General features: G+C 70.7%; 17 protein-coding genes. 15 read left to right on the top strand and 2 right to left on the bottom strand.

Going from position 1 to position 14,396, the window contains the following annotated elements; translation table 11 throughout:
* Positions 1–13 precede the first annotated feature (13 nt).
* Both AC07FN_RS34595 and AC07FN_RS34590 read left to right on the top strand, forming a co-directional pair.
* Positions 14–553: a MarR family winged helix-turn-helix transcriptional regulator gene (locus tag AC07FN_RS34595; RefSeq protein WP_478399418.1), complete on the top strand. Its 540-nt coding sequence runs from the start codon at positions 14–16 to the stop codon at positions 551–553.
* A gap of 508 nt (positions 554–1,061) precedes the next feature.
* On the top strand, positions 1,062–2,699 hold the full coding sequence (locus tag AC07FN_RS34590; RefSeq protein WP_478399417.1) for an ABC-F family ATP-binding cassette domain-containing protein: 1,638 nt from the start codon (positions 1,062–1,064) through the stop codon (positions 2,697–2,699).
* Between the two features lie 182 nt (positions 2,700–2,881).
* Here the strand turns inward: AC07FN_RS34590 and AC07FN_RS34585 are convergent, their stop codons facing one another.
* Complete coding sequence (locus tag AC07FN_RS34585) at positions 2,882–3,457, bottom strand: amidohydrolase family protein (protein ID WP_478399416.1); 576 nt, start codon at positions 3,455–3,457, stop codon at positions 2,882–2,884.
* On the opposite strand from AC07FN_RS34585, the gene AC07FN_RS34580 reads away from it, so the two are divergent.
* The 4 genes from AC07FN_RS34580 to AC07FN_RS34565 all read left to right on the top strand — a co-directional run bounded on the left by AC07FN_RS34580 (position 3,438) and on the right by AC07FN_RS34565 (position 6,048).
* Entirely contained in the window at positions 3,438–3,695 is a 258-nt protein-coding gene (locus tag AC07FN_RS34580; RefSeq protein WP_478399415.1) for a hypothetical protein, read from the top strand. The two genes, AC07FN_RS34585 and AC07FN_RS34580, sit on opposite strands and share 20 nt — an antisense overlap.
* A 72-nt stretch (positions 3,696–3,767) precedes the next feature.
* The gene (locus tag AC07FN_RS34575; RefSeq protein ID WP_478399414.1) at positions 3,768–4,202 is read left to right on the top strand and encodes a VOC family protein; all 435 of its coding nucleotides are present in this window, start codon (positions 3,768–3,770) and stop codon (positions 4,200–4,202) included.
* 170 nt (positions 4,203–4,372) lie between these two features.
* Positions 4,373–5,086: a hypothetical protein gene (locus tag AC07FN_RS34570; RefSeq protein ID WP_478399413.1), complete on the top strand. Its 714-nt coding sequence runs from the start codon at positions 4,373–4,375 to the stop codon at positions 5,084–5,086.
* Between the two features lie 428 nt (positions 5,087–5,514).
* Positions 5,515–6,048 (top strand): MarR family winged helix-turn-helix transcriptional regulator, encoded by a 534-nt coding sequence (locus tag AC07FN_RS34565; protein ID WP_235883588.1) that lies wholly within the window; start codon positions 5,515–5,517, stop codon positions 6,046–6,048.
* Positions 6,049–6,155: 107 nt separating this feature from the next.
* Here the strand turns inward: AC07FN_RS34565 and AC07FN_RS34560 are convergent, their stop codons facing one another.
* Entirely contained in the window at positions 6,156–7,634 is a 1,479-nt protein-coding gene (locus AC07FN_RS34560) for an aldehyde dehydrogenase (RefSeq protein ID WP_478399412.1), read from the bottom strand.
* A 222-nt stretch (positions 7,635–7,856) separates the two neighbouring features.
* Here AC07FN_RS34560 and AC07FN_RS34555 point away from each other — a divergent pair, with 222 nt between their 5' ends.
* From AC07FN_RS34555 to AC07FN_RS34515, 9 genes are all read left to right on the top strand, one after another.
* Complete coding sequence (locus AC07FN_RS34555; protein ID WP_478399411.1) at positions 7,857–8,378, top strand: cupin domain-containing protein; 522 nt, start codon at positions 7,857–7,859, stop codon at positions 8,376–8,378.
* A gap of 76 nt (positions 8,379–8,454) precedes the next feature.
* The gene (locus tag AC07FN_RS34550) at positions 8,455–9,393 is read left to right on the top strand and encodes a PDR/VanB family oxidoreductase (RefSeq protein WP_478399410.1); all 939 of its coding nucleotides are present in this window, start codon (positions 8,455–8,457) and stop codon (positions 9,391–9,393) included.
* A 12-nt stretch (positions 9,394–9,405) separates the two neighbouring features.
* Entirely contained in the window at positions 9,406–9,648 is a 243-nt protein-coding gene (locus AC07FN_RS34545; RefSeq protein ID WP_478399409.1) for a hypothetical protein, read from the top strand.
* A gap of 216 nt (positions 9,649–9,864) precedes the next feature.
* A complete protein-coding gene (locus AC07FN_RS34540) occupies positions 9,865–10,089 on the top strand; it encodes a recombinase-like helix-turn-helix domain-containing protein (RefSeq protein ID WP_363902812.1) in 225 nt (74 codons plus the stop codon).
* Between the two features lie 2 nt (positions 10,090–10,091).
* Entirely contained in the window at positions 10,092–11,126 is a 1,035-nt protein-coding gene (locus AC07FN_RS34535; protein WP_478399408.1) for a Rieske 2Fe-2S domain-containing protein, read from the top strand.
* A gap of 14 nt (positions 11,127–11,140) precedes the next feature.
* Entirely contained in the window at positions 11,141–12,076 is a 936-nt protein-coding gene (locus AC07FN_RS34530) for a VOC family protein (protein ID WP_478399407.1), read from the top strand.
* Positions 12,073–12,855 carry an aspartate dehydrogenase domain-containing protein gene (locus AC07FN_RS34525; RefSeq protein ID WP_478399406.1) on the top strand — a complete coding sequence of 261 codons (783 nt, stop codon included), beginning with the start codon at positions 12,073–12,075 and terminating at the stop codon, positions 12,853–12,855. The genes AC07FN_RS34530 and AC07FN_RS34525 overlap by 4 nt, the downstream gene beginning before the upstream one ends.
* On the top strand, positions 12,852–13,649 hold the full coding sequence (locus tag AC07FN_RS34520) for an alpha/beta fold hydrolase (RefSeq protein ID WP_478399405.1): 798 nt from the start codon (positions 12,852–12,854) through the stop codon (positions 13,647–13,649). The genes AC07FN_RS34525 and AC07FN_RS34520 overlap by 4 nt, the downstream gene beginning before the upstream one ends.
* Positions 13,646–14,395, top strand: a complete 750-nt coding sequence (locus AC07FN_RS34515; protein WP_478399404.1) for a 3-oxoacyl-ACP reductase family protein — start codon at positions 13,646–13,648, stop codon at positions 14,393–14,395. Before AC07FN_RS34520 ends, AC07FN_RS34515 begins: the two co-directional genes overlap by 4 nt.
* Position 14,396 lies beyond the last annotated feature (1 nt).

Genomic DNA, 14,396 nt, shown 5'->3' with positions numbered 1-14,396 from the left:
CCAAGGAGTGGATGTGGCCGACACCGTCGACATGATCATGGATCTCTGGCGCGACGAAGCGCCGGAGCTGGCAGAGGACCTGTGGCCCGTGGCGATCGTGGGGCGAGTGCAACGACTCGCCCGCATCCTCGACCGCGCTTTGAAGGACTTCTACGCCGAGCACGGTCTCGAGGTGTGGGAGTTCGACGTCCTCACCACCCTGCGCCGGTCCGGTCCGCCCTACGAGCTGACCCCCGGAGCGCTGCTCGAAGCGGCGATGATCACCTCGAGCACGGTCACCAACCGCATTGACCGCATGGAAGCGAAAGACCTCGTCGAACGGGTCCGGGACCCCGACGACCGCCGCTCGGTGCGCGTTCGCCTGACCGCACACGGAATCGAGGTCGTCGACCGCGTCTTCCGGCTCCACCTGGCCAACGAGGCACGGCTGCTCCCGGACTACGAACCCGCCGACTACCAACACCTCACCGGCGAGCTCCGCCGCCTGCTCGAGCACTTCGGGGACCGGCTCGACCGCGGCCGGGCCACCGGCAAACCGGCCGAAAACGCCTGAGTCCCGTCTCCGGCGAACCTCGGGGCTGCCCGATGAAAATGTCCCTTCTGGACGGTGGGCCCGCCCGGAAGGGGCGCTGTCGACGAGGAAGCAGGACACGACAGCGGTGCCGGACACCTATCGAGGCGCCGCGGGGAGGGCCTGTCGTCCTGGCGGGTCCTCCCCGTGGGTTCGATCCTGTCGATCGCGAGCCGGGCCTCGCTGCTCGTGCCGATGGAAGAAGGTTCGTTTTCTCCTTGACTTTCTTCCCGAGGTGTCCTTAAAGTAGCCGAGCTTCTGCTGCCGTCGATTGGAGAGGAACGTTGCTCATCTGAGGTCCTGAGACGCCGCGCGTCGCGCTCGTTCACGAAGCGCCGACCCGGTCGCGACCTCTGCGATGTGAGCCGTTCCTCCGCCTCCGTCCCGACAACGGGCCGTGAGTCGGCGTTTCCCGCTTCGCCTGCTGTCGCTCGCGGCGTCTCGAACGCGTTGCAACCACACCGCTACTTCGAGCAACTGCGAGGCCCTCATGTCTACTTCCACGCACCTGCCCGGCATCGCCGCCATCACCTGCACCGAGCTCGGCTACTCCTGGCCGGACGGCAGCCGGGTCTTCGACGGGCTGCAGGCGGCGTTCGGACCCGGCCGCACCGGCCTCATCGGGCTCAACGGGTCGGGCAAGTCCACCCTGCTGAAGCTGGTGGCGGGTGAGCTCGCGCCGACCGCCGGCGCGGTCCGCGTGTCCGGCGATGTCGGCTACCTGCCGCAGAACGTCGCGCTGGACACCAGGATGCGCGTCGACGAGGCCCTCGGCATAGCCGGGATCCGCGCCGCGCTCAACGCCATCGACGCCGGTGACGTGCGCGAGGAGCACTTCGCCACGATCGGCGACGACTGGGACGTCGAGGAGCGCGCCGCGGCCATGCTCGCCGGTCTCGGGCTGGGCCACATCGGTCTCGACCGCACCATCGGCGAGGTCTCCGGCGGCGAGTCGGTGCTGCTGCGGCTGGCCGCGCTGCTGCTGACGCGGCCGGACGTCCTGCTGCTCGACGAGCCGACCAACAACCTCGACCTGCATGCCAGGCGACGGCTGTACGAGGCGGTCGAGAACTGGTCGGGAGTGCTGGTCGTGGTCAGCCACGACCGCGAACTGCTGCAGCGGGTGGACCAGATCGCCGACCTCCGGGACGGCGAGATCGATTGGCACGGCGGCAACCTCGCCGCCTACGAGGAGGCGCTCGCCGTCGAGCAGGAGGCGGCGCAGCGGATGGTCCGCGTCGCCGAGACCGATCTGCGGCGGCAGAAGCGCGAACTCGCGGACGCGCACATCAAGCTGGCCCGCCGGAAGCGGTACGGCCAGAAGATGTGGGACACCAAGCGCGAGCCGAAGGTCGTGATGAGCGAGCGCAAGCGGCAGGCCCAGGTCTCCGCAGGCAAGCACCGCATCATGCACGAGGAGAAGCTCGCCGAGGCGAAGGAGCGGCTCGACGAGGCGGTGGAGGCGGTGCGCGACGACGACGAGATCCGGGTCGATCTGCCGCACACGGCGGTGCCGCTCGGCCGAACCGTCCTGACCCTGCGCGACCTGCGCCTGCGCTACGGGGCGCGGGTGCGGGGCGAGTTCGAACTGCGCGGGCCCGAACGGGTCGCGCTGTTGGGCCGGAACGGCTCGGGCAAGACGACGCTGCTGCGCACCATCGCCGGGAATCTGGATCCGATGGAGGGGGAGGCCACCGCGCACGTACCGCTGCGCTTCCTGCCCCAGCGGCTCGACGTCCTGCAGGAGGAGCTGAGTGTCGCCGAGAACGTGGCGCGATTCGCGCCGGGTTCGACCAACAACGAGATCCGGGCCCGCCTGGCCCGCTTCCTCTTCAAGGGGGCGCGGGCCGACCAGCGGGCGGCGACGCTGTCCGGCGGCGAGCGATTCCGCGCGGCCCTAGCCGCGCTCATGCTCGCGGAACCGGCGCCACAGCTGCTCATGCTGGACGAACCGACGAACAACCTCGACATGGCCAGCGCACGTCAGCTGGTCGCGGCGTTGAGGTCGTACGAAGGGGCGCTGATCGTGGCGAGCCACGACGTGCCGTTCCTCGAATCGATCGGCATCACCCGGTGGGTCCTGCTCGACGAGGAGCTGCGCACGATCCGGGAACCGGCCACGGCCTGATCGCGTCGTAGCCGAACTGTCCCTAGTGGACAAAAGGAGGGGTGGTGGGTCCGCCGGGACCCGCCGCCCCTCCGCACTGCCCGGCCCCAGTGCTCGACGACCTGCCACACCTGGACGCTGCCGTAGCGGCAGTCCCCGCGCCCCGAGCAATCGGACAGCGCCGGTTGCTCGGGGTGGTCGGGTCAGATCGTCTTGGCTGCCTTGATGATGTGCTTGAGGTTCTTGGTGGGGTTGGTCAGGACTGCTATGTCCTCCAGCGGGTTTCCTCCGACCACGAGCAGGCCGGCGTGGGCTCCCTCCGCGAGCGTGCCGATCTGGCTGGTCATGCCCAGCAGGCGTGCCGTCGTCGTCGCCGACCGGATCAGGTCTGCGTTGGGCTGGACCTCCGCGCGCAGTGTGAACTCGTCGAGCTGGTGGGCGTGCATCGGGCCGAGGAGGTCCGAACCGTAGACGATGTTCACCCCTGCTCGGTGCGCCTTCTCCAGCGCGTTGAGTCCCGCGTGCCGCACGTCGGAGATCTTGCGGTACGCGGCCTCGCTCATGCCGGCCTGCCTGCCCATCAGCGCGAGTTGTTCGTAGGTGACGAGCGTGGGGACGAGGAAGGCGTCCTTGGCCAGGAGCAGTTCGATGGTTTCGTCGTCGAGCAGGTTTCCGTGCTCCACGCAGCGCACGCCCGCGCGCAGGCCGCGATTGATGCCGCGCGGGTGGTAGGCGTGGATGGTGACGTAGCGGTTGTGGTTGTCCGCTTCCTGCACCACGGCGCGCGGCGCGACCGTCTGCGTCCTCACCGACCTGCGTTCTTCGCAGCTGGCCGACGACGCGCACCACCTGATCGCCACGCCGATCGAGGGCATCCAGGCGGGCCCGTCGCTCACCGCCATGGTCGCGGCGGTGCAGGCGATCCTCGCGGAGATGGCGGACGACGATTCCGCGCGCGTGTCCGGAGACGTCCAGAAGGTGTGGAGCGACCTCGACCTCATGGACGACCAGCCCTAGGGCGTGTCATCGACCCGCTCGGCGATGGCATCCGGGGCCTCGGCGCACAGCACGCGCCACTATGGTGGACCGATGGCGTCGATCAAGAAGTTCCAAGTCACCTTCGACTGCGCAGAACCCGAGCGCGTCGCTCGTTTCTGGTGCGATGTGTTGGGGTACGTCGTGCCGCCGCCACCGGAGGGGTTCGCCACTTGGGACGATTTCAATCGCTCGCTGCCGCCCGGGGACCGGGATTCCTCGTTCGTCTGCATGGATCCCTCAGGTGAGGGCCCGCGACTGTACTTCCAGCGGGTTCCCGAAAGCAAGGTCGTCAAGAATCGGGTGCACCTCTGCGTGCGGGCCGGCACCGGGCTCGTGGGCGAAGAGCGCCTCGCCGCGCTCGAGGCCGAATGCGCACGACTGGTCCCGCTCGGCGCGGTGCGCGTGCGACTGCTGCTTGCCGATGGCGAGAACGAGTCGTGCATCGTGATGCAGGACATCGAGGGCAACGAGTTCTGCCTCGACTGAGGGGTGTCTTCGTTCTGTCCCCGTGGGCCAGGACGAAGAACTTCTCTGGGCGCACGTCGTCGACGGTTGGGGAGTGCCGTGCGTGGAACCATCCGGTCCTGCGCCACGTCGCAGCAGTTGATCACCGGAACCGGAGTCCGGTGTGACACGCCACCAAGCCGGAGGAACCGATGACGAGCGAGCTGACCGCGTACGAGACGACGTGGCTCGGTGTGCTGGAAGAATTGCGCAGTTGCCCGGGGATCAGGCTGGAAAGCGCCGATCAGGGGCAGCTGGCCGACGCGGACGCCGACCGGGCGTTCGGTGAACTCGCCGACCGGGACGGCATCGTGCTGGACCCGTCGCTGAAGCCCTACCACCTGCGGTTCTCCGGCCTTGCGGCGGTGTGGGACGTGCCCGATCCCAACCCCGACTACGACGACTGCCTCATCGCAGGGGAGTTCCACCTGGACAACATCCACCGGGCGGTCCAGTCGGGTCCGCTGGTGGAGCGCTTGTACGACCCCACGCCCGAGGAGCTGCAGCTGTACTCCGGGTTCCGCTGCTTCGACGGAACCCCGCATGCCGGAGCCGGGCACCTGTCGATGCTGCGGATCCAGCCGGGCGTGGCCAACCCCGAGCTGTGGTTCGACGCGACGACCAAGGGCTACCACCGGATGGACCTCGACTTCCCCGGCTACCTCGAGGCGTTGCGCATCACGAAGGGCGCCTACGGGTGGCAGTTCCTGTTCACCGACGTCTCGCTGGACGACGACGGTGAGCACGAGGTCTCCGGGCAGTTCGCGGAGATCATGCTCGAGGTCTTCCCGACGTTGTTCCCCGATCACGACTACGCGCCGCTGCGCGCCCGGCTGGCCGAACGCCGCAGCGGTTTCCAAGCCTGATCGTCGCGTCCACTCGCACGGTCCAATCGATCTCGCCCTCGGCGTTCGCCTGCGCGAGCGGGAGCGTCGCGGTCTCAACCCTGCCGTCCCGGTGCTTCTCCCGAATTCGGTGGTCCTCAGAGGATGGACGGCTGCCCCGACACGCCGGAGGATGTGGACAACCCGGGGTACCTGTGGACAACTTCCGCAATTTCAATGGAAATCAGAGGTCCGATTTCCATTGAAATTGCGGAACCCTGGTGCAGGGGGTGAGGACGGGCGCATCGCGGCTGGGGGTTCAGGGGTGATCAGGACCGTCGCGTCGGCGGGGTTCGGCTCTGGTGGCACTGTTCTGCCGAACTGCGGTTCTGGTTGGCGCTGGGCGGGAAATTCTCTTAGCTCTGTTATTCTTAGTTCGTCTTGTTCTCGAGTTTCGGGTGGTGGGCGAAGTGGTCCGACGCAACCGGTCCCGGCCGGACGCGGTCGACTTCATGCTGGCGGAGTGGCGCCGCGAGGTTCCGGACGTCGACGCATCCGGCATGGCCGTTTTCGGCCGCCTGCACCGCGCCTACCACCGCTACCAGGACCAGCTGAACCGGATCTTCCAGTCCTTCGACCTGACCATGGCCGGGTTCAGCATCCTCGCGTCGCTGCGCCGGGCGGGCAGCCCGTACCGGCGCACCGCGGGCGAGCTCGCCGACGCCGCGTTGGTGACCACGGGCGGCATCACCCAGCGCGTCGACAAGCTCGAAGCCGCCGGCCTGGTGCGGCGGGAGCGCGACGCCGACGACCGGCGCACCGTTCACGTGCAGCTGACCGAGGAAGGCCTCGCCTTCACCGACAGGGTCAGCGAGGCCCACTTCGCCAACGAGCGCGAGATGCTCAGCGGCCTGTCCGCCACGGAGCAGGAGCGCCTCGCGGACCTGCTCAGCAGGCTCGAAGGCTCCCTCGACCATGCGGTGGCCAGGCGCGCCGGCGAGTGATCTTCCGGCAAGAGCCGGGGAGAGCACCGCGGCGCGCCTGGTGACCTCCGACCCCCCGGAGCCCGAGGTCTCCGCAGTTTCAATTGAAACTGCGGACCTCCGGTGGGTCAGGTGGCCCAGGGGAGCGGGGCTTCGTCGAGGCCCCAGTAGAGGCTCTTCTGCCGGGTGTACCGGAGGATCGCGTCGCGGCCCTTGTCCGTGCCCACGCCGCTGGCCTTCATCCCGCTGAACGGGGTGGCGATGCTGAACTGCTTGTAGGTGTTGATCCACACGGTGCCCGCGTCGATGCGCCGGGCCACCCGCCAGGCCCGCCGGTAGTCCCGGGTCCAGATCCCGCAGGCCAGGCCGAAGATCGTGTCGTTCGCCCGGGCGATCAGGTCGTCCTCGTCGCGGAAGGGCAGCACGACGCCGACCGGGCCGAAGATCTCCTCCTGGCACGTGCGGGCGTCGTTGGGCAGCCCGTCCAGCAGCGTCGGCAGGTAGTACGCGCCGCGCGCCAGCTCCGGATCGTCGGGGATCCCGCCGCCGCAGAGCACGTTGGCGCCTTCCTCGCGAGCGCGGTCGACCAGCGCGGCCACCCGGTCGCGGTGCGCGAAGGTGGCCAGCGGCCCGACCTGGCTGGCCGGGTCGGTGCCGGGGCCGACCCGCAGCCGCCGCGCCCCGGCGACCAGGCGCTCGACGAACTCGGCGTAGATCCGCTCCGGCACGAAGATCCGGGATCCGGCGATGCAGCTCTGCCCGCTGGAGGAGAAGATCCCGTACAGGATCCCGGCCACGGCCTGGTCCAGGTCGGCGTCGTCGAACACGATCGTCGGCGACTTGCCGCCGAGTTCGCTGGTCAGCGGCATGAACTTGGCCGCGGCGAGTTGGCCGATGGCGCGGCCGGTGTCGGTGCCGCCGGTGAAGGAGACCTTGCCCACCGCAGGGTGCCGGACGATCGCGTCGCCGACCACCGATCCCTTGCCGGGCAGCACCGAGAGCAGCGCCGGGGGCACCCCGGCCTCGACCACCAGCCGGGCGAGCGCCAGCGACACCAGCGGGGTGGCTTCGGCGGGCTTGAGCAGCACGGCGTTGCCCGCGGCCAGCGCCGGCGCGACCTTCTGCGCATCGCTCGCGATGGGGGAGTTCCACGGCGTGATCGCGCCGACCACGCCGATCGGCTCCGGCACGCTCATCGTCAGGTAGGGGCCGCGCTGCGGGGTCAGCGGGGTCTCGGTGGTCTCCAAAGCGGCGGCGTAGAACCGGAAAGTTCCTGCAGCGCTGCCCACCAGCGCGCGCGTCTCGGCCAGCGCCTTGCCGGTGTTGCGGGTCTGCAGGAGGGCGAGTTCGCCGGCGTGCTGCTCGATCAGGTCGCCGACCCGGGCGAGCAGCCGGGCGCGCTCGTGCGGGAGCAGGTCCCGCCAGGCCGGGTCCGCCGCGGCGACGGCCCCGGCGCGGGCGGCTTCGTCGACGTCCTCCGGTGCGGCGCCGGTGATCTTCGCGATGACCTCGCCGGTGGCCGGGTCGACGCACTCCAGCGGGTTGCCGCGGCCGGGCCGCCAGCGGCCCGCGACATGGATCTCGTCCGGCACCCCGGGACTCGTCATGCTGCACCTCCAGGTCTGAGCGACGTTGGCTGATTAGCTTAGAACTAAGATGAATGTGGCAACAAGGTGCGGCATGGGCGAGTTCGATCGACCGGCATCTAGCTGCGAAAACGAGATGATCTGGAAAGAAGTTTCGCACCGGGGGTTGCGGCGGTCACAGCCTCGTGCTCATACTGCTCACCACTCGCTCGCTTACTGCTAAGAGATTCTGGAGGTCGCCCGATGACCGCTGCAGACGCCAAGACCAACACCGGCCTGGAAGACCTGATCGACGCCTGCATCGCCTCGCGGGAGAGCCGGCACGAGGACTGGGACACCCTCGCGTTCCAGGCCAAGGCCGGCGACGAGTTCCGCCGCGCGCAGATCCGCTACATCGGTTCCGGCGCCACCGGCAACCATGAGGGCGACGGCCGCACGCTGCCGTCGGAGCACTTCACCTTCTCCAACATGCGCCTGCCGCTGGGCGCGATCGGCCCGGAGCACACCCACCACGACGTGGAGGAGGTGTTCTTCGTGCTGGAGGGGCAGCTCGAGGTCAGCGTCCACGACGTCGAGGACGGCACCAAGACCGCGACCCGCGTGCTCGGCTACCGCGACCTGATCCGGGTGCCCGCCGGGGTGCCGCGCAGCCTGAAGGCCATCGGCGACACCGACGCGCTGTTCTGCGTCGTCATCGGCGCCCAGAAGCCGCAGCTGCCGACTTACCCGGCCACCTCGCCGGTGTACGGCGTCACCCGCGACTGAACCGGGTCCACACCGCGAGCGGCCCCGCGCCGCATTGAGAACAGACGTCAGTCGAGGAAGGCCCGGGGTGAGGAGCATGGCGCACGAGGTTCGGGTGCACAGCACGACGTGGCTGGCATCCGGTGTGGTGCAGGTGGAATTCCGCGATCCGGCCGGGGCCGACCTCCCGGCGTGGGAACCGGGGGCGCACCTCGCACTGCGGTTGGCCAACGGGATGACGCGGGAGTACTCGCTGTGCGGCGACCCGGCCGACCGGCGCAGCTGGACGGTCGCGGTGCTGCGCGAGCCGGACTCGCGCGGCGGCAGCAGCTGGGTGCACGAGCGGCTGACCGCGGGCACCCTGCTGACGGTCGACGGGCCGCGCAACAATTTCCCGCTGGAACCCGCCGAGCGCCACCTCCTCATCGCGGGCGGCATCGGCGTGACTCCGATGCGGGCCATGGCCGGCGAACTCGCCGACCGCGGCGCCGACTGGCGGATGCTCTACTGCGGACGGTCCCGCGAGAGCATGGCCTTCCTGCCGCAGCTGCAGGAGATCGGTGGTGACCGGGTCCGCGTCCACGCCGACGACGAGCACGGCGGGCCGCCGGACCTCGGTGCCGAACTCGCCGGCCTGCCGCCCGGCGCGCTGGTGTACTGCTGCGGCCCCGAACCGCTGATCGGCGCGGTGGAAGCGGCGTTGCCCGACCCGTCGGTGCTGCGCGTCGAGCGGTTCCGGGCCCCGGAGGCGCCGACGTCCACTTCGGACGGAGGCTTCGAGGTGGCCTGCGAGGCGTCCGGCACGCGGGTGTTCGTCGGCCCGGACGTCTCGGTGCTCGACGCGCTGTCCGACGCCGGGGTGCCGGTGCCGAGCTCCTGCCAGGAAGGCGTGTGCGGCACCTGCGAGACCAAGGTGCTCGGCGGCGAGCCGGAGCACCGCGACTTCGTGCTCAGCCAGGCGGAGCGGGATGCCGGGGAAACGATGATGATCTGCGTGTCCCGCTGCCGTTCGGCCGAGCTGGTACTGGACTTGTGAACGAGTAGGACCATGACCGTCATCGCGGTGCTCAACCACCGGCAGCTGGCCATGCTGCGGGCCGTCGCCCGTGGCCGGGCCGAGATCACCTGCAGCTGCGAACCCGACCTGTACGTCGACGGGCTGCCGTGCTGCGACCCGTGCAGCGCCCGGGCGCTGGTGCAGACCGGCCTGCTGCGCGCGGCCCCGCCCGGCGCGAGCGGTGGGCGCGTGACCGCGGCCCTGACCGACCTCGGCCGGGCGGCACTGCACTAGGGGGCGTTCCGGAATGGCGTCCCCGCGCCCGACGCCAGTGGCGATTTCGCGCGAAATCGCCACCCTGCCCCCACGAAAAGCGCTGATTTCGCGCGAAATCGACGTCCTGCATCCCAGGCGGCCACGTCTCGCGCTTGCCCGTACCCCGCAATCCGGAACGACCCCGCGAAGATCCGGGTGCCGGTGTCCCGTTGGAAACACTGGAGGAGAACCGACATGTCGCTGACCTTGGAGCCGGTGCAGACCCGGCTCGGGCCCACCACGAGCTATGCGAATGCCTTCGCCGACGAGCTGGAGGCGATCTACGGCCGGGGCGTGCACGACCTGCCCGGCGTCGTGGCCGCGCTCAACGAGACCGGCGTCCGCCCGGCCGACGGCTCCGACTGGACCGAGCAGGCGTTCACCGCCGAGCTCGCCCGCCTCGGCGCGAAGGAGATCTGACGATGACCAGGCTGCGGAACGAGGAAGATCTCCTGCTGCTCGGGCTGCGGGACCGCTGGTACCCGCTGTGCCCGTCGAGCCAGGTCCGGGCGGGCGAACTGACCCGGCTGGAGCGCGCGGGCGAGGAATTGCTGCTGTGGCGCGACAGTTCCGGCGTCGTGCACGTGCAGGAGGACCGGTGCCCGCACCGCGCCGCGCGGCTGTCGCTGGGCGTGCACATGGGCGACCGGATCGCCTGCAACTACCACGGTGTGCAGCTCGACGGCGACGGTGTCGTGGCTTCGGTGCCGGGCAGCCCGGGTTGCGCGCTTGAAGGTCGCAGGGCGCTGCGCACCTTCCCGGCGCAGGAGCACGCCGGGGCGATCTTCGCCTGGTTCGGCGCGGACGAGGCTGCCGAGCCGACTCCGCTGCAGGTGCCCGCGCCGATCGCCGGCGGCGAGTGGGACAACTTCCTCTGCTACGTCGAGTGGGACGCCTCCTACCTGCTCTCGCTGGACAACCTGCTCGACCCGATGCACGGCGCGTTCCTGCACCGCAACAGCCACACCATGTACACCGGGAAGCGGGAGGCGGCGTTCCAGATCCGGGACACCGACACCGGTTTCGTGTTCGAGAAGACCGACCAGCGCGGCGTCAACTTCGACTGGTCGGAGTGGCTCGACACCGGCGGGCTGCAGTCGGTCACGCTGGACATCCCGTACCCGGACACCGCCGGGCCGGGCGGGCCGTTCACCATCGTCGCCTGCGTGACGGCGATCAACGAACGCCAGCACGCCGGGTTCTTCTGGCGCTGCCGCATGGTCAGCGGCTGGCAGCGGGACAGCTGGCGGTTCCTGTACAAGAACCGGATCGAGGCGCGGCACTGGCAGGTGCTGGAGCAGGACCGCGTCATGGCCGAGGCGATGCCCGACGACGCCTGGGCTCGGGAGAACCTCTACCAGCACGACATCGCCCTCGTCCGGCTGCGCCGGATGCTGCGCGCAGAAGCCAAGCGCCAAGCCGCCGCCCGCGGACCCGTCCGCGCGGCCGCCCGCTGATTGGAGTGCACACGATGCGAATCCCCGACGCCGAGCCGGTGGTGCGGCTCCGGTCGCTGCGGTCGGTCGGCCTGCGCACCGAGCGGTTCGCCGAGGCCGCCGAGTTCTACCACGAGGTCTGGGGCCTGACCCCGGTGGAGACCGACCGGGACGCCGCGTGGCTGCGCGGAACCGGCTCGGAACACCACATCGTCGAGCTGCGGCAGGCCGAGCAGAACGGACTGGGCAAGATCGCGTTCGCGGTCGGGACGCCCGCCGAGATCGACGAGGCCGGCCGGCGACTGGCCGCGTTCGGCGTCCCGTTGCTCGCCGAACCCGGCCCGCTGGACCAGATCGGCGGCGGCTACGGGCTGCGGTTCGTCGATCCCGAAGGCCGGCTGATCGAGCTGTCCTGCAACGTGGAAGCCGTCGTCGCGAAGGATCCCGACGGCCTGCCCGCGGTGCCGCGCAAGGTGGCGCACGTCGTGCTCAACACCGTCGACATCGACGCCGCCTGCGAGTTCTACACGCGCATGCTGGGGATGCGGATCTCGGACTGGTCGGAGCACCAGATGGCGTTCCTGCGGTGCAATTCCGACCACCACGTGATCGCGTTCAACCAGGCCCAGTGGACCTCGGTCAACCACGTGGCCTACGAGATGCCGTCGATGGACCACTTCATGCGCGGCATCGGACGGCTGAAGCACAACGGGATCACCCCGCTGTGGGGCCCGGGGCGGCACGGCCCGGGATCCAACACCTTCTCCTACTTCGCCGATCCGGCCGGACTGGTCTGCGAGTACACCTCCGACGTCGCGCAGGTCGAGGAGGACGCCTGGCTGTGCCGGGTGTGGCGGCGCACCGCCGAGCTCTCCGACCAGTGGGGCACCGCGGGCCCGCCGTCCAAGGACGCGCGTGCGCACATGGCTGGCAAGCCCGACGCCGGTTACCGGGAGCTGGTGCGGGCATGAAGGTGGCGATCCTCGGCTGCGGCGCGATCGGCGGCGTCGTGGCGTGCGCGGTGCGGGACGGCGAGGTCCCGGGAGCCGATCTGGTCGGCGTCGTGCACGCCGAGCGCACCGACCCGCCGGGACTGCCGGTGCTGGACGTCGAAGCCGCCATCGCGCAGGCGGACCTGATCGTCGAGTGCGCGGGCCAGCGCGCGCTCGCCGAGCTCGGGCCGTCCATCGTGGCCGCCGGCACGGACCTGCTGGCGGTGTCCATCGGCGCGCTGGCCGATGACGCGCTGCTGGCGAAGCTGCGCGACACCGGCCCCGGCCGGCTGCACCTGTGCAGCGGCGCGATCGGCGGCCTGGACGTGCTCGCGGCGGCCGCCCGGATGGGCGGGCTGTCTGCGGTGCGCATCGTGACCACGAAGAAGGCACCCACGCTGATCCAGAAGTGGATGGACGAGCCCACCGTGCAGCGGCTGCGCACCGCAGTCGAGCCGGTCGAGCTGATGCGCGCACCGGCCCGCGCGGTCACCGCCGCCTTCCCGGCCTCGGCCAACGTCGCGGCCTCGGTCGCGCTGGCGGTGGGGGACTGGGACCTGGTGGAGGCCGCCGTCGTCGCCGACCCGAAGGCCCCGCTGACCAGCCACGTGATCACCGCCGAGGGCAGCGCGGGCGACTACCGCTTCGAGATCCGCAACCACCCGTCCCCGGCGAACCCGGCCACCAGCGGCGTGGTTCCGCACGCGGTGCTGGCCGCCGTGGGCCGGCTCGCCGCGCCGACCGGAGCGTTCGCATGATCCGGACGAAGGTGTCCGATGTGGACTTCGTGGTGGCGGGCAGCGGCACGCCGCTGGTGCTGCTGCACGGCATCGGCGGAGCCGCCGATGCGTTCGACGCGCAGCTGTCCGGGCTGGCCGGCGATCACCGGGTCATCGCCTGGGACGCGCCCGGCTACGGCGGCTCGGCCGACCTGCCCGGCGAGCCGGACCTGGACGCGTACGCCGACGCGGTCGTGTCGGCGCTGCGCGGGCTGGACGCCGAACCGGCGCACCTGCTCGGGGTTTCCTGGGGCGGGGTGATCGCGACGCGGGTGGCGATCAGGGCACCGGAGGTGCTGCGGTCGCTGATCCTCGCCGACTCCTCGCGCGGCTCGGGCCGGACGGCCGACGGCCGGAAGGCGATGGCGGCGCGGGCCCGGGAGCTCACCACCCGCGGCGCGGACGCGTTCGCGGCCGCCCGCGGACCGCGCCTGGTGGCGCCCGGTGCGGACCCGGTGGTGCGGGAGCGGGTCGTGGCGCTGATGTCGCGGGTCCGGCCGCGCGGCTACCGCAACGCCGCCCGGGTGATGGCGGCGACCGACCATTCCGCGCAGCTGGCGGTGATCACCACGCCGACGCTGGTGGTCGTCGGCGGCGAGGACGCCGTGACCGGCGTGGTCGAAAGCCGGGTGCTGGCCGAGCAGATCCCCGACGCCCGGCTGGTCGAGATCCCCGGCGCCGGGCATGCCGCCAACCAGGAGCGCCCCGCCGAGTTCAACGCGGCGGTGCGGGCGTTCCTGGCCGAACTCGACGTCAGGGGAGGAGTGCTGTGACGCTCACCGGACGACTGGTCGTGGTCACCGGCGCCGGCCGCGGCCTGGGGCTCGCGATCGCCCATGATCTCGCCGCCGCCGGGGCGCACCTCGTGATCGCCGAGCGGAATCCCGGCTTCGCCGCCGCGGCGGCCGCCGAACTCGCCGGGCACGGCGTTCCGGTGCACCGCGTGGACACCGACGTGTCCGACCCCGGCTCGGTGCAGCGGCTCGCCGACCGGGTAGCCGAGCTCGGCGGCGCCTACGGGGTGGTCAACAACGCGGCGCTGGCCGACGGCGTCGGCGGGAAGTACTTCTACGACATCGAACCCGACGAGTTCGACCGGATCATGTCGGTCAACCTGCGCGGCACCTGGCTGGTTTCGAAGGCGCTCTACCCGCAGCTGCGGGCCAGGGGAGACGGCCGGATCCTCAACATCGCCTCGGACGTCGCGTTCTACGGCCCGCCCCGGCTGATGCACTACGTGGCCTCCAAGGGCGCGATCGTGGCCATGACGCGCGCGATGGCCCGCGACGCCGGGCCCGACGGGATCACCGTGAACGCCGTCGCCCCGGGCATCACCGAATGCGAGGCCACCCAGGCCGTTCCGGCCGAACGGCACGAGCTGTACCGGGTCAACCGCGCGCTCGCCCGGCCGCAGCAACCCGAGGACCTCGTGGGCGCGGTGCGGTTCCTGCTGTCCGACGCGGCCGCGTACATCACCGGCCAGACGCTGCTCGTAGACGGCGGCTTCGTCTGCCGATGAG

It is taken from the genome of Saccharopolyspora sp. NPDC045941 (assembly GCF_056431445.1).
This window is presented reverse-complemented; position numbering and strand designations above follow the sequence as displayed.

Excerpts from the sequence above, each read along its gene's own strand:
- AC07FN_RS34590 (WP_478399417.1), top strand. The coding sequence starts at position 1,062 with ATGTCTACTTCCACGCACCTGCCCGGCATCGCCGCCATCACCTGCACC.
- AC07FN_RS34575 (WP_478399414.1), top strand. The coding sequence starts at position 3,768 with ATGGCGTCGATCAAGAAGTTCCAAGTCACCTTCGACTGCGCAGAACCC.
- AC07FN_RS34570 (WP_478399413.1), top strand. The coding sequence starts at position 4,373 with ATGACGAGCGAGCTGACCGCGTACGAGACGACGTGGCTCGGTGTGCTG.
- AC07FN_RS34560 (WP_478399412.1), bottom strand. The coding sequence starts at position 7,634 with ATGACGAGTCCCGGGGTGCCGGACGAGATCCATGTCGCGGGCCGCTGG.
- AC07FN_RS34555 (WP_478399411.1), top strand. The coding sequence starts at position 7,857 with ATGACCGCTGCAGACGCCAAGACCAACACCGGCCTGGAAGACCTGATC.
- AC07FN_RS34550 (WP_478399410.1), top strand. The coding sequence starts at position 8,455 with ATGGCGCACGAGGTTCGGGTGCACAGCACGACGTGGCTGGCATCCGGT.
- AC07FN_RS34545 (WP_478399409.1), top strand. The coding sequence starts at position 9,406 with ATGACCGTCATCGCGGTGCTCAACCACCGGCAGCTGGCCATGCTGCGG.
- AC07FN_RS34540 (WP_363902812.1), top strand. The coding sequence starts at position 9,865 with ATGTCGCTGACCTTGGAGCCGGTGCAGACCCGGCTCGGGCCCACCACG.
- AC07FN_RS34535 (WP_478399408.1), top strand. The coding sequence starts at position 10,092 with ATGACCAGGCTGCGGAACGAGGAAGATCTCCTGCTGCTCGGGCTGCGG.
- AC07FN_RS34530 (WP_478399407.1), top strand. The coding sequence starts at position 11,141 with ATGCGAATCCCCGACGCCGAGCCGGTGGTGCGGCTCCGGTCGCTGCGG.
- AC07FN_RS34525 (WP_478399406.1), top strand. The coding sequence starts at position 12,073 with ATGAAGGTGGCGATCCTCGGCTGCGGCGCGATCGGCGGCGTCGTGGCG.
- AC07FN_RS34520 (WP_478399405.1), top strand. The coding sequence starts at position 12,852 with ATGATCCGGACGAAGGTGTCCGATGTGGACTTCGTGGTGGCGGGCAGC.